This is a genomic window from Tessaracoccus lacteus, assembly GCF_029917005.1.
GTDB classification, from domain to species: Bacteria; Actinomycetota; Actinomycetes; order Propionibacteriales; family Propionibacteriaceae; genus Arachnia; species Arachnia lactea.
The window spans coordinates 1,796,730-1,816,464 of the sequence record NZ_CP123967.1 but is presented as its reverse complement, the minus strand read 5'-3'; the positions used below and the strand labels follow the sequence as shown (position 1 = coordinate 1,816,464).

The 19,735-nt window shown below is 71.7% G+C and carries 21 protein-coding genes and 2 riboswitches; of the genes, 13 read left to right on the top strand and 8 right to left on the bottom strand.

Annotated features, from left to right (window positions below):
- Positions 1-20 precede the first annotated feature (20 nt).
- Together QH948_RS08395 and ilvD are read left to right on the top strand one after the other, a co-directional pair.
- The gene (locus tag QH948_RS08395) at positions 21-818 is read left to right on the top strand and encodes a sulfurtransferase (protein ID WP_281143998.1); all 798 of its coding nucleotides are present in this window, start codon (positions 21-23) and stop codon (positions 816-818) included.
- Between the two features lie 98 nt (positions 819-916).
- Positions 917-2,764 (top strand): dihydroxy-acid dehydratase, encoded by a 1,848-nt coding sequence (gene ilvD, locus QH948_RS08390; RefSeq protein WP_281143997.1) that lies wholly within the window; start codon positions 917-919, stop codon positions 2,762-2,764.
- Position 2,765: 1 nt separating this feature from the next.
- Here ilvD and QH948_RS08385 read toward each other — a convergent pair whose 3' ends face one another.
- Genes QH948_RS08385 through QH948_RS08370 form a run of 4 tightly spaced genes read right to left on the bottom strand, consistent with a single transcriptional unit; the run spans position 2,766 to position 5,085 of the window.
- Positions 2,766-3,266 (bottom strand): DedA family protein, encoded by a 501-nt coding sequence (locus QH948_RS08385; RefSeq protein ID WP_281143996.1) that lies wholly within the window; start codon positions 3,264-3,266, stop codon positions 2,766-2,768.
- A 59-nt stretch (positions 3,267-3,325) separates the two neighbouring features.
- On the bottom strand, positions 3,326-4,186 hold the full coding sequence (locus QH948_RS08380; RefSeq protein WP_281143995.1) for an AlbA family DNA-binding domain-containing protein: 861 nt from the start codon (positions 4,184-4,186) through the stop codon (positions 3,326-3,328).
- A 24-nt stretch (positions 4,187-4,210) separates the two neighbouring features.
- A complete protein-coding gene (locus QH948_RS08375; protein WP_281143994.1) occupies positions 4,211-4,657 on the bottom strand; it encodes a DUF4395 domain-containing protein in 447 nt (148 codons plus the stop codon).
- Positions 4,654-5,085, bottom strand: a complete 432-nt coding sequence (locus tag QH948_RS08370; protein WP_281143993.1) for a thioredoxin family protein — start codon at positions 5,083-5,085, stop codon at positions 4,654-4,656. The genes QH948_RS08375 and QH948_RS08370 overlap by 4 nt, the downstream gene beginning before the upstream one ends.
- A gap of 90 nt (positions 5,086-5,175) precedes the next feature.
- Between QH948_RS08370 and QH948_RS08365 the strand changes: the two genes are divergently transcribed.
- Positions 5,176-5,733 carry a histidine phosphatase family protein gene (locus QH948_RS08365; protein WP_281143992.1) on the top strand — a complete coding sequence of 186 codons (558 nt, stop codon included), beginning with the start codon at positions 5,176-5,178 and terminating at the stop codon, positions 5,731-5,733.
- Here the strand turns inward: QH948_RS08365 and QH948_RS08360 are convergent.
- A complete protein-coding gene (locus tag QH948_RS08360; RefSeq protein WP_281143991.1) occupies positions 5,726-7,501 on the bottom strand; it encodes a hypothetical protein in 1,776 nt (591 codons plus the stop codon). The genes QH948_RS08365 and QH948_RS08360 overlap by 8 nt on opposite strands.
- 70 nt (positions 7,502-7,571) lie before the next feature.
- A complete protein-coding gene (locus QH948_RS08355) occupies positions 7,572-7,697 on the bottom strand; it encodes a hypothetical protein (RefSeq protein ID WP_281143990.1) in 126 nt (41 codons plus the stop codon).
- 123 nt (positions 7,698-7,820) lie between these two features.
- On the opposite strand from QH948_RS08355, the gene QH948_RS08350 reads away from it, so the two are divergent.
- The 6 genes from QH948_RS08350 to QH948_RS08325 all read left to right on the top strand — a co-directional run bounded on the left by QH948_RS08350 (position 7,821) and on the right by QH948_RS08325 (position 15,606).
- The gene (locus tag QH948_RS08350) at positions 7,821-8,765 is read left to right on the top strand and encodes a cobalamin biosynthesis protein (protein WP_281143989.1); all 945 of its coding nucleotides are present in this window, start codon (positions 7,821-7,823) and stop codon (positions 8,763-8,765) included.
- A complete protein-coding gene (locus QH948_RS08345) occupies positions 8,762-10,204 on the top strand; it encodes a cobyric acid synthase (protein WP_281143988.1) in 1,443 nt (480 codons plus the stop codon). Before QH948_RS08350 ends, QH948_RS08345 begins: the two co-directional genes overlap by 4 nt.
- A 23-nt stretch (positions 10,205-10,227) precedes the next feature.
- Positions 10,228-10,359, top strand: a riboswitch (cobalamin riboswitch).
- A gap of 30 nt (positions 10,360-10,389) precedes the next feature.
- Complete coding sequence (gene cobI, locus QH948_RS08340) at positions 10,390-11,154, top strand: precorrin-2 C(20)-methyltransferase (protein WP_281143987.1); 765 nt, start codon at positions 10,390-10,392, stop codon at positions 11,152-11,154.
- The gene (gene cobM, locus QH948_RS08335) at positions 11,151-11,987 is read left to right on the top strand and encodes a precorrin-4 C(11)-methyltransferase (protein ID WP_281143986.1); all 837 of its coding nucleotides are present in this window, start codon (positions 11,151-11,153) and stop codon (positions 11,985-11,987) included. The genes cobI and cobM overlap by 4 nt, the downstream gene beginning before the upstream one ends.
- Positions 11,987-14,368: a precorrin-3B C(17)-methyltransferase gene (cobJ, locus tag QH948_RS08330; protein WP_281143985.1), complete on the top strand. Its 2,382-nt coding sequence runs from the start codon at positions 11,987-11,989 to the stop codon at positions 14,366-14,368. The genes cobM and cobJ overlap by 1 nt, the downstream gene beginning before the upstream one ends.
- A complete protein-coding gene (locus QH948_RS08325; RefSeq protein WP_281143984.1) occupies positions 14,365-15,606 on the top strand; it encodes a CbiX/SirB N-terminal domain-containing protein in 1,242 nt (413 codons plus the stop codon). The genes cobJ and QH948_RS08325 overlap by 4 nt, the downstream gene beginning before the upstream one ends.
- Positions 15,607-15,655: 49 nt before the next feature.
- Here QH948_RS08325 and QH948_RS08320 read toward each other — a convergent pair whose 3' ends face one another.
- Positions 15,656-16,309, bottom strand: coding sequence for a precorrin-8X methylmutase (locus tag QH948_RS08320; RefSeq protein ID WP_281143983.1), 654 nt, complete (start codon positions 16,307-16,309; stop codon positions 15,656-15,658).
- A 78-nt stretch (positions 16,310-16,387) separates the two neighbouring features.
- Positions 16,388-16,502, top strand: a riboswitch (cobalamin riboswitch).
- Between the two features lie 35 nt (positions 16,503-16,537).
- On the opposite strand from QH948_RS08320, the gene QH948_RS08315 reads away from it, so the two are divergent.
- The 4 genes from QH948_RS08315 to QH948_RS08300 are packed head-to-tail and all read left to right on the top strand — an operon-like array spanning position 16,538 to position 19,139.
- Positions 16,538-17,224: an energy-coupling factor ABC transporter permease gene (locus tag QH948_RS08315; RefSeq protein ID WP_281143982.1), complete on the top strand. Its 687-nt coding sequence runs from the start codon at positions 16,538-16,540 to the stop codon at positions 17,222-17,224.
- The gene (locus tag QH948_RS08310; RefSeq protein ID WP_281143981.1) at positions 17,217-17,567 is read left to right on the top strand and encodes an energy-coupling factor ABC transporter substrate-binding protein; all 351 of its coding nucleotides are present in this window, start codon (positions 17,217-17,219) and stop codon (positions 17,565-17,567) included. Before QH948_RS08315 ends, QH948_RS08310 begins: the two co-directional genes overlap by 8 nt.
- A complete protein-coding gene (cbiQ, locus tag QH948_RS08305; RefSeq protein ID WP_281143980.1) occupies positions 17,560-18,324 on the top strand; it encodes a cobalt ECF transporter T component CbiQ in 765 nt (254 codons plus the stop codon). The genes QH948_RS08310 and cbiQ overlap by 8 nt, the downstream gene beginning before the upstream one ends.
- Positions 18,321-19,139, top strand: coding sequence for an energy-coupling factor ABC transporter ATP-binding protein (locus QH948_RS08300; RefSeq protein WP_281143979.1), 819 nt, complete (start codon positions 18,321-18,323; stop codon positions 19,137-19,139). Before cbiQ ends, QH948_RS08300 begins: the two co-directional genes overlap by 4 nt.
- Here the strand turns inward: QH948_RS08300 and cbiT are convergent.
- Positions 19,129-19,719 carry a precorrin-6Y C5,15-methyltransferase (decarboxylating) subunit CbiT gene (gene cbiT, locus QH948_RS08295; protein WP_281143978.1) on the bottom strand — a complete coding sequence of 197 codons (591 nt, stop codon included), beginning with the start codon at positions 19,717-19,719 and terminating at the stop codon, positions 19,129-19,131. The two genes, QH948_RS08300 and cbiT, sit on opposite strands and share 11 nt — an antisense overlap.
- Positions 19,720-19,735 lie beyond the last annotated feature (16 nt).

The window sequence follows — 19,735 nt, the reverse complement described above, 5'->3', positions numbered from 1 at the left end:
CGGGCGCCTAGTCTTGGCACATGATCCCTCCCGTTATCGATGCCGACTGGCTCGCCGCCCACCCGGACGTCGTGATCCTGGACGCCCGCTACTACCTCGACGGACGCTCGGCGGCCGACGCCTACGCGCAGGGCCACCTGCCCGGCGCGGTCCGGGTCGACATGGACGAGGTGCTCGCGGACCCTGGAAGCCCCGAGCGTGGCCGCCATCCGCTCCCGGACCCCGGGCGATTCGCCGCCGGGATGTCCGCGCTCGGCGTCGGCGACGATGCGACCGTCGTGGCCTACGACGACGCCGGGGGAGCGATGGCCGGCCGCGTCGTGTGGCTGCTGCGCATGCTCGGCCACGACGCCGCGCTTCTCGACGGCGGCCTGCGGACCTGGGAGGGCGAGCTGAGCTCCGCGACCCCCACGCCGGAGCCCGCGACGTTCACCCCGGGCCCCTGGCCGGACGAGGCGCTGGCGACCATCGACGAGGCCGCCACCGGCAGCTTCGTGATCGACGCCCGCGCCCCCGAGCGCTTCCGTGGGGACAGCGAGCCCATGGACCCGCGCGCCGGGCACATCCCCGGCGCCCGCAGCTTCCCGCTCGGCGGGAACCTCGGCACCGACGGGCGGTTCCTCAGCCCCGACGAGCTGCGCGACCGGTTCGCCGAGATCGACGCGGACACCGACGTCATCTCCTACTGCGGCTCCGGGGTCACCGCCTGCCACAACCTCATCGCGATGGAGTACGCCGGTCTCGGCGCGAAGCGGCTGTTCCCGGGCAGCTGGTCGCAGTACGCGGCAACCGACCGGCCGGCCGCGACGGGCGACTGATCCGTCCACTCCTCGGCCGACAGCGTATTCGAGGAGGACTTCCTGGGGCTGCGGCGTAGGCTTGCAGGGTTATCCGCACCACTGCAGAGGAGCCATCCATGCCGGCGCTTCGGTCCCGCACCACCACCCACGGTCGCAACATGGCGGGCGCGCGCGCCCTCTGGCGCGCCACCGGGGTAACGGACTCAGATTTCGGCAAGCCGATCGTCGCCGTGGCGAACTCCTTCACGCAGTTCGTGCCGGGCCACGTGCACCTGCGCAACATGGGCGCGCTGGTCTCGGATGCGATCAAGGAGGCCGGCGGCATCGGCCGCGAGTTCAACACCATCGCGGTCGACGACGGCATCGCCATGGGCCACGGCGGCATGCTCTACTCGCTGCCAAGCCGCGAGGTGATCGCCGACTCGGTGGAGTACATGGTCAACGCGCACTGCGCCGACGCGCTGGTGTGCATCTCCAACTGCGACAAGATCACGCCGGGCATGTTCCTCGCCGCGCTGCGCCTCAACATCCCGACCGTCTTCGTCTCCGGCGGCCCGATGGAGGCCGGCAAGGCCATCATCAAGGACGGGGAGGCGGAGACGTCGCTCGACCTGATCGACGCCATGGTGAAGTCCGTCGACGAGTCCGTCAGCGACGAGGAACTCGGTCGCATCGAGGCCAACGCGTGCCCCACCTGCGGCTCGTGCTCCGGCATGTTCACCGCGAACTCGATGAACTGCCTCATGGAGGCCATCGGCCTCGCGCTGCCCGGTAACGGATCGACGCTGGCCACCGCCGCCGCGCGCAAGGGCCTGTTCGAGGAGGCCGGCCGGCTCGTCGTCGAGCTGTGCCGCCGCTACTACGACGGGGACGACGACTCGGTGCTGCCGAGGTCGATCGCCACAAGGGAGGCGTTCTCCAACGCCATGCGCCTCGACGTGGCGATGGGCGGGTCCACCAACACCGTGCTGCACCTGCTGGCCGCGGCGCAGGAGGGTGGCGTCGACTTCGGCCTCGACGACATCGACGCGATCAGCCGCGTCACGCCGTGCCTGGCAAAGGTCGCGCCGAACTCCCACCGCTACTACATGGAGGACGTGCACCGGGCCGGCGGCATCCCCGCCATCCTGGGCGAGCTGGCCCGCGGCGGCAAGCTCGACGAGACCGTCCACTCGGTGCACTCGGACTCGCTGGCGCAGTGGCTGGCCGACTGGGACATCCGCAGCGGCTCCACCATCCCCGAGGCCATCGAGCTGTTCCACGCGGCCCCCGGCGGCGTCCGCACGACCGAGGCCTTCAGCTCCACCAACCGCTGGGCCAGCCTCGACACGGACGCCGAGGACGGCTGCATCCGCTCGACCGAGCACCCCTACACGCAGGACGGCGGCCTCGCCGTGCTGAAGGGCAACCTGTCTCCCGACGGCGCCATCGTCAAGACCGCCGGCGTTCCGGAGGACCAGTGGGAGTTCACCGGCCGGGCCATCGTGACCGAGTCCCAGGAGGAGGCCGTTGACGCCATCCTGGGCAAGTTGGTGCAGCCCGGCGACGTCGTGATCGTCCGCTACGAGGGCCCCAAGGGCGGCCCCGGCATGCAGGAGATGCTGTACCCGACCAGCTACCTGAAGGGCGTCGGGCTCGGCCCGAAGTGCGCGCTGATCACCGACGGCCGCTTCTCCGGCGGCTCGTCCGGCCTGTCGATCGGGCACGTCTCTCCCGAGGCGGCCTCCGGCGGAACGATCGGGCTCGTCGAGGACGGCGACCAGATCACCATCTCCATCCCGCAGCGGCTCATCCAGCTGGACGTGGATGACGAGACCCTGGCCGCCCGTCGCGCCGCGCGCGACGCCCAGGGGTGGGCCCCGAAGCAGCGCGAGCGCGCGGTCTCGCCGGCGCTGAGGATCTTCGGCATGCTTGCGCAGTCCGCCGACAAGGGCGCCGCGCGCAAGCTCCCCGAGGGGATCTGAATCAGGCCTCGACGCCCGCCTCCGCCTCGGCGGGGAGGGCGGCGGCGTCCCGACTGAGCAGCAGCCAGGCGGCGCCCGCCACGACGACGAGACCGATCGCGACGACCGCGACGGGAGAGAGGCTCCACAGCCGCTGCAGCGCGACGAAGCTGACGAAGCCGACGGTGCCGTAGACGAAGGCCCACATGATCGACCCGACGATCGTCGCGGGGATGTAGCGGCGCAGCGGCATGCGGGTGACCCCGGCCGCCAGGTTGATCATGGTCTGGAAGCCGACGGTGAGGAACGACACCGAGATCGCGGGTGCCCCCCAGCGGTTCAGCCAGCCCGCGCCCCGGCGGTAGGCCGGCGACGACAGGATGCGCCGCGCGCGGGTGTGCTCGGCCCCGGAGGCCATGGCCCTGCCGACCCAGTAGGTGGCGTTCGTGCGGCAGAAGACGATCACGAAGAGCGCCGCGAGGACGACGGCATACGGCGCCTCCCAGGTGGTGGGGTCGAACACTTCGCGCTCCTCGATTAGGTCAGGCTAACTTTAGCAAGCCCGGGCCCCGGGAGTCAGGCTCAGCTCGCCTCGGGGAAGCGCACCGCCGCGCGGAACTGGGCGGCCAACCCGGAGCCCACCGAGAGCGGCCAGCGGTGCATCACGTACTCGGTCGCCGAGTCGACGGCGAGCTGTCGGGTGGAGTTGCCGATGCGGACCCACAGCTCGGGAGCGGAGTTCTTGTTCGGCTTCAGGTAGACCGGCCGCGGCGACGCCTCGGCGGTGATCTGGCACACTGCCCGCGGCACGCCCTCGCCGTCGGGCAGCTCGTGGAACGCCACCCGGACGGAGGCCGCCGCGTTGGGGCCGAGGGTGGTGCTCAGCAGGTCACGCAGCCACAGTTCGAAGCGGTCGTGATCCGGCGCCTTCATGGTGCCGAGGTCGCGGTCGAGGCCCAGCGGGGTCCCCTCGTCGTCCACGCCGACGATCAGCGTGCCGCCGTCGGCGTTGAGGAAGGCGGAGATGGTCTTGGCGATCACCAGCTCCATCCGGTCATCCTTCGCGCCCGTGTGAGTGTTGACGCGGGCCGTCGACTTGAACTCGACCCGGTCGGACTCGCCGCCCGCGACCAGCTCGGCGATCCCCTTCCGCACGGGTGTCTGGAAGTGGGCTGCGACCGCCGCGTAGGTGGCGACGGCCACGACCGACCCGGCGAGCGCCAGCAGCAGCGACAGGGGCTGCCAGACGCTGGCCGTCGGATGGATCAGCCAGGCCACCAGGAACCCGGCAGCGGACCCGACGATCGACATGACCTGGGAGGCCGCGGCGGAGAGCTTGGCCCTGCGCTTCAGGAGGAAGCGGGCGAACCGACCCAGCAGCCACGAGAGGATCACGATCAGGATGAGCGCGATGGATACGGTCCACAGGGGCATGTTGGGCATGCCGTAGAGCTTAGTGGGACGTGCTCAGCCGGTCGTCACGCGGTGGCGCGCCCGCTGCCACAGCGTCCAGATCTCGCAGCCGAGGCAGAAGTCGAAGACCGCGTTCAGCGCAGCGGCCAGCAGCGCCAGGCCGGCCGCGGCGTAGAACAGCGGAGCGACGTGCAGCAGCACGCCCAGCAGTGCGACGACGGCGAACAGGAAGCCCACGAGCTGCGCGAACCGTGGCGGGCGCTCGTCCTCCAGTTCCGCCGGCGCGCCGAGCCGGGGCCGGACCCAGGCGCGGAAGATGATGCCCCAGGGTTGGAGTGCGAGCCCGCCGAAGGCGCCCATCGCGAAGGCGGCGAGCGTGATGACCAAGGGCAGCGCTCCCCAGCGGGGGCCGAGCGCGATGGCCAGCGCCAGGAGGACTGTGGTGATGACGGCCCCGAAGCGGGGGCCGCGCGGGTCGATGAGGCGGGGCTGGTCGGTCACTTCTGCTCCTGTGGGATGAGTGAGACCCGGGCGACGGCATCGGAGAGGTCGGCGCGGGTCAGCGGGCCGGAGGCCCGGAAGCGTGGGGTGCGGTCGGCGTCGAGCACGAGCACCGTCGGGGTGCGCATCACGTTGAACCGCTCGGCGAGGCCGGGATGCTCGGCCACGTCGAGGTCGACGGCGCGGATGTCGTCGCGGGCATCGACCACCTCGGCTACGACGCGCCGGACTCCGCGACACGGTGCGCACACCTCGGAGGAGAACTGGACGACGAGCGGCAGGTCGCCGGCGACATCCCCGGGGATCTCCGTGCCGGCGGGGCCACCGCTGACGGCGCGGACGCGCCCGTCGGTCGCGCGACGCCACAGCCCGAGGGCCGCGGCGACGAGCAGCACGACGGCGACGACGATCAGTCCGGTGGTGTCCATGAGGGTCACCGTAGGGGGCCCGACCCCGCCGGCCCAAGGCCGATCTCAACCGGCAGAACGCGGAATACCCGGGCCACTAGGATCGTTGCCGTGATCCTGCACCTCGTGAGACACGGCCAGTCCACCTGGAACGTCGAACACCGCGTCCAGGGGCAGACCATGCACCCGCCGCTGACCGAACTTGGCCGTGAGCAGGCCGACCTGGCGCGGGAGACGCTGCGGAGCGTCCCGCTCATGGCCGTCCTGACCAGCGACCAGACCCGCGCCGCGCAGACCGCCGACATCGTCGCGCAGCCGCACCGCCTGGTCCCTCTGCCGACGCCGCTGCTGCGCGAGCAGGCCCTCGGCGACCTCGAGGGGCGCCACTACGACGAGCTCGAGCCCCAGGCCATCCCCGAGGGGACGCACATCTCCGAGGTGCGGTGGGGCCACGGGGAGTCGCTGGCCGACGTGGCCGTGCGGATGCGCGACCTGGTCACCCTGCTGAGCGCCGTCTATCCTCCCGAGGCACAGCTCGCGCTCGTCAGCCACGGCGACGCCCTGCGCGTCCTCGCGGCCGTGCTCCGCGGCGGATCCCACCGCGACGTCGACTTCGAGGCGTACCCGACGTGGCCGAACGGCCACGTCGAGACGTTCAAGCTCAGCTGATCTTCTTGGTTGCGCTGGTCTTGGCGACGGTGGCGTAGTACTTCTTCTTGGCCGTGACCTTGACGGAGATCTTCTTTCCCTTGTCCTTGGAGGTGAGGGTGTAGGTCTTCTTGGTGGCGCCGGAGATCGCCGTCCCGTTGCGGAGCCAGCGGTAGGTGAGCGTCGCTTTCGGGCTCCAGATTCCTGCCTTGGCCGTGACCTTCTTCCCGACCTTCGCGGTGCCGCTGATGGTGGGCTTCGGGGTCCTGGTGAAGGAGTAGAGCGCGGTGACCGACGTGCTGGTCTTCGACACGGTCGCGTAGCCGCTGCGGGATCCGGTGACCTTGACGCTGATCTTGGCGCCCTTGTCCTTCGACGTGAGCTTGTAGCTGGACTTCGTGGCGCCGGAGATGGCCTTGCCTCCGCGGAGCCACTGGTACTTCAGCGTAACGGTGCCGGGTCCCCAGGTGCCGGGCTTGGCCTTCAACGTCTTCCCGATCCGCGCGGTCCCGCTGATCGACGGGGTGGGCGTCTTCGTCAGAGCGCGGGTGACGCTCAGCTGGTAGGAGCGACCCCAGCTCGGCCAGGACTCCGACCCGTACACGCGCACGTAGGAGCGGCCCGCGGGCAGCGAGACGCTCTGGCTGGCCAGCCAGGTGCCGCTGGATCTGCTTCCGGTCAGGGCGAACGAGTGGATCCGGGCCTTCGACGGGCCGTACACGTCGACCTCGTACACATCTCCCGCACCGAGCCCGGACGGGAACGTGAGCTTCAGCGACACGCGCGCGGCGGTGTCCAGATCGACGGCGAAGTAGTCGTAGTCGTAGTTGTAGATGGACAGCGACGACGCGGAGGTCGGCTTGCCGAGCGTCAGGACGTCGGGCGTGGAGAAGTTGGCGTTGGACTCGGTCTCGACGTTGCCGGGCGTGACGTCGGCCCGGATGGTGTAGCGCTGGCCCCAGGTCTCCCAGGATTCGTTCCCGCGGATGCGCAGGAAGAGTCGCCCGGCCGGGGCGTAGGTCGCCTTGGCGCGCAGCCAGCTGCCGTCGCTCCGCAGGGCCGTCACGTTGAACGCGTAGAGGTAGCTGCCGGACGAGTTGTAGACCGTGACCTCGTACGCGTCCCCGCCGAGACCCGCCGGGAATCTGAGGTCGAGCGTCACGCGAGACGGAGACGGCACGTCGACGGCGTAGTAGTCGTCGTCGTAGTTGTATCTCGACAGCGAGGACCCGGCGGTCGCCTGGCCGAGGGCCAGGACGTCGGGGGTGTTCCTGGTGGCGTTGGGCTCGGTCTCGACGTTGCCGGCGGTGAAGCCCACCGCCAGCGTGTACGGCCTGCCCCACGTCTCCCAGGTGTTCTTTCCGTTCACGCGGACGTAGAGGCGGCCCGCGGGAGCGTAGGTGGCCTTCGAGCGTAGCCAGCTGCCGTCGTTGCGCAACCCGGACACGGGGAAGTCGTAGAGGATGTGGCCGTCGGAGGTGGCGACCTGGACCTCGTAGGCGTCGCCGCCGAGGCCGGACGGAAACCGGAGGTCAAGCGCAACGCGGCCCGCCGACGGCAGGTCGACGGCGAAATAGTCGATGTCCTGTGACGAGGTGCTCAGCGACGAGGCACTCATGGTGTCGGTCAGGGCGAACGCGTCGGCCGTGGCGCGGGTGGCGTTCGGTTCCGTCTCGGAGACGGTGGCAGCGGCGGCGGTGGTCGGCGCGAGCATCGGCAGCAGGCCGACGATCAGGGCGACGATCAGGCCGGTCGCGAGGCGGCGTTTCGGGCGCGGAGCGGTGTGCATGTCGAGAAATCCCCCCAGAGAACAGGGGTCCCCCATGGCCCCCCTGATAGAAACCTAATGGGTGGCAGGTCTATTGAGACCAGCCGGTCTCATTCCGGCAGGTGCCGGCGCCGAAGTTCACGGCCGGGATGGCGGTGCCCGAGTGCCGGTTCGCCTTGACGCTGACCACCTGCACGGAGTACCCCGTCCCATGCATGGTGTCGCCTAGGGAGAGATGTCCGCCCCCCGGATAGACAGGTGATGGGGCGACGCTACGCCCCGGGGTGGGGCAGCAGGGGCTGGCGTGGGCGCCGCGCAGCGCTGTGCTAGCGTCGCGGCCATGCTGATCTCGCGGGGCCTGGGCATCGCACTCGGCGTGCTGGCGGACCGGATCCTCGGCGACCCGAAGCGGCATCACCCCGTCGCCTGGTTCGGCACCTGGGCGGCGAAGGTCGAGGAGCGCACCTACCGCGACTCGACGGCTGCGGGCGCGGTGCACGTCGCCGCCGTCGTCGCTCCGGTCGCCGCGGTGGCCGTCGTCCTGGAACGGGCCACCCGCCGGCACCCGGTCGCGCACGCGGCCTCGACCGCGCTGGTCACCTGGGCGGTGATCGGCGCCACCAGCCTGGCCCGCGAGGGCGAGGCGATGGCCGACAGCCTCGACGCGGGCGACCTCGACGGGGCCCGGGCGCGGGTGAACAACCTCTGCTCGCGCGACCCCTCCAAGCTCGACGAGGAGGGCGTCGCCCGCGCTGCCTGCGAGTCGATGGCGGAGAACACCGCCGACGCGGCCGTCGCCTCGCTGCTCTGGGGGGCCGTCGCCGGCATCCCGGGCATGGTCGTGCACCGCTGCCTCAACACCCTCGACGCGATGATCGGCTACCGCAACGACCGGTACCGGCACTTCGGCACCGTTGCGGCCCGCCTCGACGACGCCGCCGACCTCGTCCCCGCCCGCGTCACGGGAGCCACGGCCTGCCTGCTGGCGCCGGTTGTCGGCGGGTCGACGCGGGAGGCGTGGCGCGTCATGCGCCGCGACGCCCACCGGCACCCCTCGCCCAACGGCGGCTGGTGCGAGTCGGCGTGGGCCGGCGCGCTGGGCGTGCAGCTCGGCGGCGTCAACGTCTACTTCAGCCGCGAGGAGAGCCGCCCCCTGCTCGGCGACGGACCGCGCCCCCGGTCGGCCGAGCTGAGGAAGGCATCCCGGCTCGTCACCCTCGTCACGGGCGCCGTGACCGCCGCCGTCGCCACCTCACTCATCGCCATCGGAAAGGCCCGCAGATGACCGGTCTGCTCATCGCCGGCACGTCCTCGGACGCCGGCAAGTCGCTGTTCGTGACCGGCCTTTGCCGCGTCGCCCGCCGCCGCGGCATCGACGTCGCGCCGTTCAAGGCGCAGAACATGAGCAACAACTCGATGGTCTGCCCCGACGGTTCCGAGATCGGCCGGGCGCAGTACCTGCAGGCGCTGGCCGCCGGCGTCACGCCGACCTCCATCCTCAACCCGGTGCTGCTGAAGCCGGGCACCGACCGGAGATCCTTCGTCGTGCTCCGCGGCCAGCCGCACGGGATGCTCGAGGCCGGGGAGTACACCACCGGCCGTCGACACCTGGCCGAGGCCGCGTTCGCGGCGTACGAGGAACTGGCCCGCGAGCACGAGCTGGTCATCTGCGAAGGCGCCGGGTCGCCCGCGGAGATCAACCTCAGGGTCGGCGACTACACCAACATGGGCCTGGCCAGGCAGTTCGACCTTCCCGTCGCGCTCATCGGCGACATCGACCGCGGGGGAGTGCTGGCCTCCATCTTCGGCACCTGGGGTCTCCTCGACGATGATGACCGCGCGCTGCTCGCCGGCTTCATCATCAACAAGTTCCGCGGCGACGAGTCCATTCTCGCGCCCGGCCTCGAGGAGATCACCCGCCGCACGGGGCTGGCCGACTTCGGCACGCTGCCCTGGCTGGAGGGGGTCTGGATCGACGGCGAGGACGCCCTCGAGGTCGGCCGCTGGCGCCACGACGCCGCGTCGACGTCCCCGGACGACCTGAGCGTGGCCGCCGTCCGGCTGCCGCGCATCTCCAACGCCACCGACGTCGACGCCCTGGCGCAGGAGCCGGGCGTCGACGTGGTCGTCACCGTCGACCCTCGCGAGGTCGAGCGCGCCGACATCGTGGTGCTGCCGGGCTCCCGCTCCACGCTGGGCGACCTCGCCTGGCTGCGGTCCACCGGCATCGCCGACGTCATCGCGGCCCGCGTCGCAACCGGGCGGCCGGTGCTGGGTATCTGCGGGGGATTCCAGATGCTCGCCCGCACCATCGACGATCCCGTTGAGGGCGACGGCATCGCTGACGGCCTGGGAGCGCTGCCCGTCGACGTGGTCTTCCACGCTGACAAGGTGCTCGGTACCCCGCGTGGCGCCTGGCGAGGCATCCCGGTCGACGGGTACACCATCCACCACGGGCGGCCCGTGATCGACCCCGGCCACGAGGACTTCCTCGGCGGGGTGCACGAGGGTGTCGTCTGGGGAACCATGTGGCACGGCGCGTTCGAGTGCGACGACTTCCGCCGCGCCTGGCTGGTCGACGCCGCTCGCGAGGCGGGTCGGGACTGGGAGCCGAGTGGGAAGAGCGTCGGCTTCGCCGCGCTGCGCGAGAGGATGATCGACACAACCGCCGACGCCATCGAGCACCGCATCGACGTGGACGCACTCCTGGGGCTGGCGCGTTGACGGACCCCGGCTGGGCACGACGCCCGGGCCAGTGCCAGACTGGTTACACACCAGCATGAGGTGCCGAGGAACCCGGTGTCAGTCCGGGACGGTCCCGCCACTGTGACCGCGCGTGAGCGCGGGAGTCAGGAACTCGCCCGCATGCGCCATCACTGAGGGCGAGAGACCCAGGAAGGCTGGCATACATGCCGCTCACTCACATGCGCCCGCGCCTCATCGGCATCGGCGTCGGCCCCGGCGACCCCGACCTCATCACAGTCAAGGCGCTCTCCGCGCTGTGCGCCGCCGACGCCATCCTCGTGCCCGCCACGGAGGCCTCGGGAGACGGCCCCGGCCGCGCGGAGCAGATCGTGGTGGCCGCGGCCCCGGAGGTGGCGCACGCCATCGTGCGCGTCCCCTTCTCCATGGCCGACCGCAGCGGGGTCACCGACCGCCGTCGGGAGGCCTGGCAGACCTCCGCCGACGCGGCGCTCGCCGCCTACGCCCGCGGCGCGCGGACCGTCGCGTTCGCCACCGTCGGCGACCCGAGCGTCTACTCGACCTTCTCGTACCTGGCCGCCTACGTCGCCGACCGGGTTGCGGACCTCGAGATCGAGGTCGTGCCCGGCATCACCGCCATGCAGGCGCTGGCCGCCGAGTCGCGCACGCCGCTGGTCGAGGGCACCGAGACGCTGGCGCTGGTTCCGGTGACCGCAGGCCTCGACGTGCTGGGCCGCGTCCTCGACACCGTCGACACCGTCGTCGCCTACAAGGGGGGCCGTCGGATGCCGGAGGTCGCTGGACAGCTCAGGGAGCGAGGCCGCGACGCCGTCGTCGGCGTCAACGTCGGCCTCGAACGGCAGGAGCTGTTCGGCCTCGACAGGCTCGAGGCCGACCGCAAGGTCGGATATTTCAGCACGGTGATCATCCCCGCGAGGCGGGACGGTCAGGAGACAGGAGGCAGGCTGTGAAGCGCGGCAAGGTCATCTTCGTGGGAGCCGGCCCCGGCGCCGACGACCTCATCACGATGCGCGGGTCACGGGCCATCGCCGAGGCGGACATCGTGATCTGGGCGTCCAGCCTCGTCCACCCCGGCATCGTCGCCGGTGCCCGGCCCGACGCGCTGGTCGTCGACTCCGCCAGCGAGGCGCTGGAGGACACCGCCATCCACTACCGGCGCGCAGCCGAGGAGGGCCTGACCGTCGCCCGGGTGCACACCGGCGACCCGTCCATCTACGGCGCCACCGGCGAGCAGTACGAGATGTGCCGCCAGCTCGGCCTGGACTACGAGACCATCCCCGGCGTCTCCGCCTACTCCGCCACAGCCGCCCGGATGAACGCCGAGATCACCATTCCCGAGGTCTCCCAGTCGTTCATCCTCACCCGGTTGGAGGGCGGCCGCACGCCCATGCCGCCGAAGGAGACCGTGAGGTCGTTCGCCGCCCACGGCGCCACCATGGCCCTGTACCTGTCCGCGGCCCGCAACAAGGTGCTGCAGGAGGAACTGTTGGCCGGCGGTTACGACCCGGCGACGCCCTGCATCATCGGCTACCGGGTCAGCTGGCCCGACGAGATGATGATCCGCTGCCGCCTAGACGAGCTGTCCGAGCGGATGCGCGAGCACAAGCTGTGGAAGCACACCATCGTGATGGTCGGCCCCGCGCTGGCCGAGGGCCACAGCGGTACCCGCTCACACCTGTACCACCCCGGCTTCCGGCACGAGTACCGCGCCGCCGAGCCCGAGGCCCAGCAGGAGCTCCGCGCGCACGGCGCCGGCGCCGTCGATCTCTCCAAGGAGAACTGATGATCCACGTCCACGGCTACCTCGGCGGCCTCAGCGCCGAGACGCGCGCGCTGGCCGCCAGCTCGGCGCTGGTCGTCGGTGGCCGCCGCCACCTCGCCGACCTCGGCGTCGAGCCCGAACGGCAGGTCGTGCTCGGGGCGCTGACCCCGGCCATCGAGCGCCTCGCGGCCCTCGGCGCGGATGAGGACGCCCTCGTCATCGCCAGCGGCGACCCCGGCTTCCACGGCATCCTGCGTCGGCTGCGGCTGGCCGGGCTGCCGGTCACCGTGGCGCCCGCCGTCAGCTCGGTCTCCGCGGCCTTCGCCGCCGTCGCGCTGCCCTGGGACGACGCCATCGTCGTCTCCGCGCACGGCAAGCCCCTCGACGCGGCGGTCGAGGCCGCCTCGCAGCACCCGAAGGTCGGCGTCCTGACCTCCCCGCACGCCGGGATCCGCGAGCTCGCCGCCGCGCTGGCCGGGCTGGGCAGGCACTACGTGCTGGCCGAGCGCCTCGGCGAGGCCGACCAGCGGGTCCGCGTCTTCACCGAGCAGGAGGCCAAGGCCGTCGCGGACGTCGAGGAGCCTAACGTGGTCCTCATCCTCGACGGCACCCCGGACGACACCGCGCTCATCTCGGGCGAGGCGACGGGGGAGGGCCCACACACGCCCGTGGTCGGGCAGCTCACCAACTCGCCGGCCGCCCGGCGGCACGCGGACGCGATCGACAAGGCGCTCGGCGTGACGTCCCGCCGCTACGACGGTCCTGCGAAGGTCTCGCTGCCGAGGGCGTGGCAGGACTGCGACCTGATCGTCAGCCACCTCGCGCTCGGCGCCACCACCCGGCTCGTCGCGCCGCTGCTGAAGCACAAGAAGACAGACCCGGGCGTCGTCGTGGTCGACGAGGCCGGCCGCTTCGCGGTTCCGCTGGTCGGCGGCCACGCCGGCGGCGCCAACGACCTGGCCCGCCGCATCGCCGACGGCCTCGGCGCCACCCCGGTCCTGACCACCGCGACCGACGCGCTGAACCTGCCGGCTCTCGACACGCTCGGCTGGGCCTACTCGGGGGACGTGGCCGGCGTGACCCGCGCCCTGATCGACGGCGAACCCGTCGCGGTCGAGAAGGCCCATGGCTGGCCGCTGCCCCCGCTACCCGCCAATGTGGCGGTCGGCGCCGAGAACCCGATGGCCCGCATCGTCGTGACGGACACCGTCTCGGTGCCGGGCTCGCCGCTGCCGACCGTCGTGCTGCACCCGAAGAGCCTCGTGGTGGGCATGGGCTGCAACCGCGGCACCGGCGTGGACGTGCTGCACGCGCTGCTCACCGAGACCCTCGAGGCGAACGATCTCGCGGTCGAGTCGGTCGCGGCGATCACGACCGTCGACGCGAAGGCCGGGGAGATCGGCCTGATCCAGCTCGCCAACCGGCTCGGCGTGCCGCTCAAGGACTACGACGCGGCCGAGCTCGCGACCTTCGAGGTGCCCACGCCCAGCGACGCCCCGCTGAAGGCCGTCGGCACGCCGTCGGTCGCGGAGGCCTCCGTGCTGGCCCGCGGAGCCGACCTGATCGTCACCAAGCAGAAGAACGCGGACGCCACCTGCGCCGTCGGGCGCATCCCGGCTCGCGGGAAGCTGAGCGTCGTGGGTCTCGGCCCCGGCGCCCGCGACCTGCTGACGCCCCGCGCCGTCGAGGCGCTGCGCTCCTCCACTCTGATCGTCGGCTACGGCCCCTACGTCAAGCAGATCCGCGACCTCGCACGCCCCGGCACCACGGTCTTCGCGTCCAAGATGGGCACAGAGGAGGAACGGACGGCCAGGGCGATCGACGCGGCCCGCGCCGGCGAGAACGTGTCGCTGGTCTGCGGCGGGGACCCGGCCATCTACGCGATGGCCAGCCCGGTCCTGGAGCAGGGCACCGACGGCATCGACGTCGACATCGTGCCGGGCGTCACCGCGAGCCTGGCGGCCTCCGCCATCCTCGGCGCGGCGCTCGGCCACGACAACGCGACCATCTCGCTGTCCGACCTGCACACCCCCTGGGACAGCATCGAGCGCCGCCTGCACGGCGCGGCGGTCGGCGACTTCGTCGTCGCGCTCTACAACCCGCGCAGCAAGAAGCGGACCGCGCACCTGCCGCGGGCGCTGGAGATCCTCGGCTCCCACCGGCAGCCGTCGACGCCGATCGCCGTCGTGCAACAGGCCTGCCGGCCCCGCCAGAAGGTCATCATGAGCACGCTGGGCGAGTTCCGCCCCGAATGGGTCGACATGAACTCCATCGTCATCGTCGGCTCCAGCACCACCCGGTACGTCACCTCCGGCGGCGGCGAGCAGCGCATGGTGACGCCCCGCGACTACCAGTGGATGCCGCACACCGCCCAGACCGACTCCGAGGAGAAGACCAGATGAGCACCCCCCTGATCATCGCCGCCCACGGCACCCGCGACGCCGACGGAGAGCAGACCTGCCGCCGGTTCGTCGAGCGCGTCGCGCGCGCGCTGCCCGATGTGAAGGTCGGCCTCGGCTTCGTCGAACTGAACCAGCCCGGCATCCCCCAGGCGCTCACCGACATCGTCGACGGCGAGGAGACCCGCCGGGCGGTCGTCGTCCCGCTGATGCTGGGTACCGGCGCCCACGTCCGCCGCGACATCCCCGGCTTCATCGCCGAGGCGCTCGAGGAGGTTCCCGGCGCCCGCATCGACTACGCGCCACACCTCGGCGCGGACCCCCGCCTTGTGGACGCCGTCAACCAGCGCATCGACGCCGCCATGGGGGACTGGCGGCGCGACGAGACGTGCCTGGTCTTCGTCGGACGCGGCGCCGTCGTGGCGGACGCGAACGCCGATCACGTGCGGCTGGCCCGCATGCACTACGAGGCGGGCGGCTGGGCCGACGTGCAGGAGTGCTTCATCCAGGTCACCCGACCCAGCCTTCCCGAGGGCCTCGACCGCGCCTACGCCGCCGGCCACCGCCAGCTCGTGGTAATGGGCCACTGGATCTTCCCCGGCCGGCTCCGTTCGTGGACGTTCCAGCAGGCCGAGGCCTGGGCCGCGGCGCACCCCGACGCGCGGGTCCGCGTCGCCGAGGTCATCGGCGACTGCGACGAGCTCGCGGCCGTCGTGATCGACCGGTACCGCGAGGCGATGCCCGAGGCCGCCGCTGAGGGGTCACCCGCCTACGTGGCCGGGCTGCTGCTGACCGGCCGCCGCGTCGTCGTGGTCGGCGGGGGAGTCGTCTCCACCCGCCGCGTGCCGAAGCTGATAGCGGCGGGTGCCCGCGTCACGCTCGTCTCCCCGACGGCCACCGGGGCGCTGCAGGCCCTCGCGGCAGCCGGGGATGTGGCATGGGAGCGCCGGGAGTTCGCGGAGGGCGACCTCGAGGGCGCCTGGTACGTGCTGGCCGACACCGACGACCCCGGCGTCAACGCCCGTGTGGTGGCAGAGGCCGAGCGCCGCCACACCTTCTGCGTGCGCGCCGACGACGCCGTACAGGGCACCGCGTACACGGCCGCGTCGCGGGGTGTCGGGCACCTGACGGTGGCGGTCGTCGGCGACCGCAACCCGCGGCGTTCCCGCCACGTGCTGGAGGCCATCGTCGGCTCCGAAGACGTGCGTCAGGCGATCGCGGAGCCGTTCCGGCGCAACTGACGAGACACGCGGGCCCGGGTACTTCGCGTACCCGGGCCCGCGCCGCCTCTCAGTCCTGTCGGGAGGTGTTGGTCAGCTCGTCGGTGCTGGCGATGGCGTTGACGGCCGCCACCGTCATGGCGCTGCCGCCCCGGCGGCCGCGCACCACGAGGTACTCCAGGCCCAGCGGAGACTCGATCAGGGCCTCCTTCGACTCGGCGGCGCCCACGAAGCCGACGGGGATGCCGATCACCGCGGCCGGCCGGGCGCCCGTCTCGGCGACGACCTCGAGCAGCCGGAACAGTGCCGTCGGGGCGTTGCCGATGGCCACGACCGCGCCGTCGAGCCGCGGGGCCCACGCGTCGACGGCGGCCATGGTCTTGGTGATGCCGCGATAGGCGGCGTCGCGCGCGATGGCCTCGTCCTTGATGTGACACACGACGTCGTTGCGGGCGGGCAGCCGCGACGAGATGATGCCGGTGGCCACCATCGACGAGTCGCACAGGATCGGGGCCCCGGCACGCAGGGCGGCGTTGGCCGCCGCGACGACACCGGGGGTGAAGGCGACGTCGTCGGCGATGGACGGGTCGCCCGCGGCGTGCACCATGCGGACGACGGCGCGGCTCACGTCCGCGGGGAAACGGGTCAGATCGGTCTCGGCGCGGATGATCCGGAAGGACTCCTCGTAGATCTCGGAGCCGGTGCGCAGGTAGGGGTTCGACACGCTCGTCACCCTAGATCACCCTTAACCCACCCCGCCTTACGGGCCGGATTACGACGTGCTGTAGTTGGTTTCACAATCATAGAAATGCTCGGACGAGCTGCCAGGAACCCGGGGACTCATCCGGGACGGTCGCGCCACTGTGAGCCGCCCTGCGGGGCGGAAGTCAGGAACTGGTCTCATCCGAGCCTTGACCCCGGGACGCGCAATCCCGGACAAAGGAGTTCGGCGATGCATATCGCTGAGGGATTTCTCCCTCCCCTCGAGTGTGCCGTGTGGTATGCCGCCAGTGCACCCTTCGTCATCCACGGCGCCCGCGCCGTGATCCGCAAGGCCAAGGAATCGCCGGAGAACAAGCTGCTGCTCGCGGCCGCCGGCGCCTTCACCTTCGTCCTGTCCGCCATCAAGCTGCCGTCCGTGACCGGCTCGTCGTCGCACCCGACGGGCACCGGCGCCGGAGCCGTGCTCTTCGGACCGCCTGTGATGGCCTTCCTCGGCACCATCGTCCTGCTCTTCCAGGCGCTGCTGCTGGCGCACGGCGGCATCACCACGCTGGGCGCCAACGTGTTCTCCATGGCGATCGCCGGCCCGTGGGCGGGCTACGCGTGCTGGAAGCTCGTGAAGAAGTTCGGCGGTCCCATGTGGCTCGGCGTCTTCCTCGCCTTCTTCTTCGCCGACCTGGTGACGTACGTCGTGACCAGCTTCCAGCTGGCCATCGCGTACCCGGATGAGGTCACCGGCCTGCTGGGCGCCGCAGCCAAGTTCCTCGGCATCTTCGCCGTCACGCAGATCCCGCTGGCCATCGCCGAGGGTGTCCTCGGCATCCTGCTGTTCGGGTTCTTCGCGCGCGTCGCGCCCGACCAGATGATCCGCCTGGGCGTCATGCCCCAGACCGAGAAGGCGGCCGCACATGTTTAAGCGCAAGGACTGGTTCGTCGGCCTGGCCCTGCTGGCCGTGATCGTCGTCATCTTCATCTTCAGCTTCGCGATGGCTCCCCAGCCGTCCGAGGGGGACGAGAGCTTCGTAGGAACCGACTCCATCGTCACCGAGGTGCTGGAGGAGCACGGCGTCGAGCCGTGGTTCAACCCGATCTGGGAGCCCGGCTCCGGTGAGATCGAGTCCGGCCTCTTCGCCATCCAGGCCGCCCTCGGCGCCGGCATCGTCGGCTTCGTGCTGGGCAACTTCCGCGGCCGCGCCGTCAAGGCGAAGGAGCTGGAGGAGGCACCCCAGCCCGAGGCTGCCCCCGCGGGTGATGAGTAGCAATCACGAGTCAGCGATCGACGATGCCGCCTGGGCCAGCCCGTGGCGGCGTCGTCGCGTCGGCGAGAAGGTCACCCTCAGCGTCGCGCTCATCCTGACCGCACTTCTGACCGACCCGTGGCCGGGATGCGCACTGGTCGCTGTCATCTCCCTGATCCTCATCCTCGGCTCCGCCCGGATCCGCCCGACGCTGCTCGTCACCGTGATGGCCGCGCCGGTCGCATTTCTGCTCGTCGGGGCGCTGCCGGTCGCCGTGCACATCGGGGCCGACGGCTGGGGGATCGGGCCGCTCAGGGTCAGCGCCACCGGCCTGGCGACGGCGCTGGGCCTGCTGGCGCACGGCATCGCCGGCACGCTCGCGGTCATGGTGCTGGCCACGACCACGCCCATGGTCGACCTGCTCACCTGGATGCGCACGCTCCACGTGCCGGACACCCTGCTGGAGATCGCCTCGCTGACCTACCGCATGCTGTTCGTGCTGCTCGGCACCACCTGGGCAGTCCACCAGGCCCAGCGGGCCAGGCTGGGCGACGACGCCTCCTGGGGGCGCCGCATGCACACGGCGGCCGGCACGACGGGCAGCATCATGCTGCGGAGCTGGCAGCGGGCGGTCCGTCTGCAGGAGGGGCTCGAGGGTCGTGGCTTCGAGGACGCGCTCGTCACGCTCAGTCCGCGTCGTGAGCGCTCCTGGCCCTTCATCGTCATGACTCTGGCCGCGGTCTCGGTCGTGTGGGTCGCCACGTGGGTGGCGCCATGACAGCCCTGCTCAGCGCCACGGCACTCGTCGCCGGCTTCCACGGCCGACCCCCGGTGCTCGACGGCGCGACCGTCGAGATCCACGAGGGGCGCCGTGTCGCGCTGCTCGGCGCCAACGGGTCCGGGAAGACCACCCTGCTCAGGTCCCTGTCGGGGGCTCTCAAGCCGCGAGCGGGCGAGATCTGCGCCGACGGCCGCCCCGTCGGCCAGCGACGCGAGGACCTGCGCCTGCACCGGCGCTTCTGCCAGCTGGTGCTGCAGGACCCCGACGATCAGCTGTTCTCCGCCGATGTGCGCCAGGACGTCTCCTTCGGGCCGCTCAACCTCGGGCTCAGCGATAACGAGGCAGCTGCCCGCGTCGAGGAGGCGCTGGATCTGCTGTCGGTCACGCACCTGGCCGAGCGTCCCACCCACCAGCTCAGCTACGGCGAACGCAAGCGGGTCGCGATCGCGGGGGCGGTCGCGATGCGGCCCCGCGTGCTGCTGCTCGACGAGCCGACCGCCGGCCTCGACCCGGCGGGCGTGGAGGAGCTGATGGCGACCCTCGCCGGGCTCAGCGCCACGGTGGTGCTGGCGACGCACGACGTCGACCTCGCCCTCAGCTGGGCCGACGAGGTCGCGGTCGTGCACGACCACACCGTCCGCCAGGGGCCGCCGCTCCTGCTCGGCGACGAAAAGCTGCTCGCCGCCGCGCGCCTGCGCAGCCCGTGGCAACTCGAGCTGTGCCGGCGCCTCGGGCTACCGACGTCGCCGCTGCCCCGCACGGTGGACGACATCGTCGCGTCCGTGAGGGAGGTGAGGGGTGCTACTCCTTGACCAGCGCCCACTGGATGACGGTGCGGGCCGGGGTCCAGCCACGGAGGCCGCCGAGCGGCGCCGCGGTCTCGACCTGGATGCGGCAGAGCTCGCCGCCCCAACGCTCCTGCGCGGCCACGGCCAGCATCTCCGCCTCGATCGTCACGCCGTGCAGCACCAGGCGACCGCCCTCGGGGAGGGCGGCGTGCGCGATCTCCAGCACCGTCATGGAGCCGCCCCCGCCGACGAAAACCGCGTGCGGGGCGGGCAGCTCGCGCAGCATCTCCTCGGCGTCCCCCTCGGCCAGCGTGAACGCGCCGGGCACGGTCAGGCGGTCGGCATTGGCCAGCGCGCGTTCGGCCCGCTCGGCGCGTCGCTCGATCCCGATCGCTCGCGCGCCGTCGGCACCCCGGCACCATTCGACGCTGATCGAACCGGCGCCGGTGCCGACGTCCCACAGCAGCTGGCCCGGCAGGGGGCGCAGGTGGGCGAGGGCGCTGGCGCGCACCACGCGCTTGGTGATGAGCCCGTCGTGGGCGAAAGCGGCGTCGGGCAGCCCGGGGGCGGAGCCGAACAGGGCCTGGTCGCGGTCGATGATCACGACGCGATCCTAACCA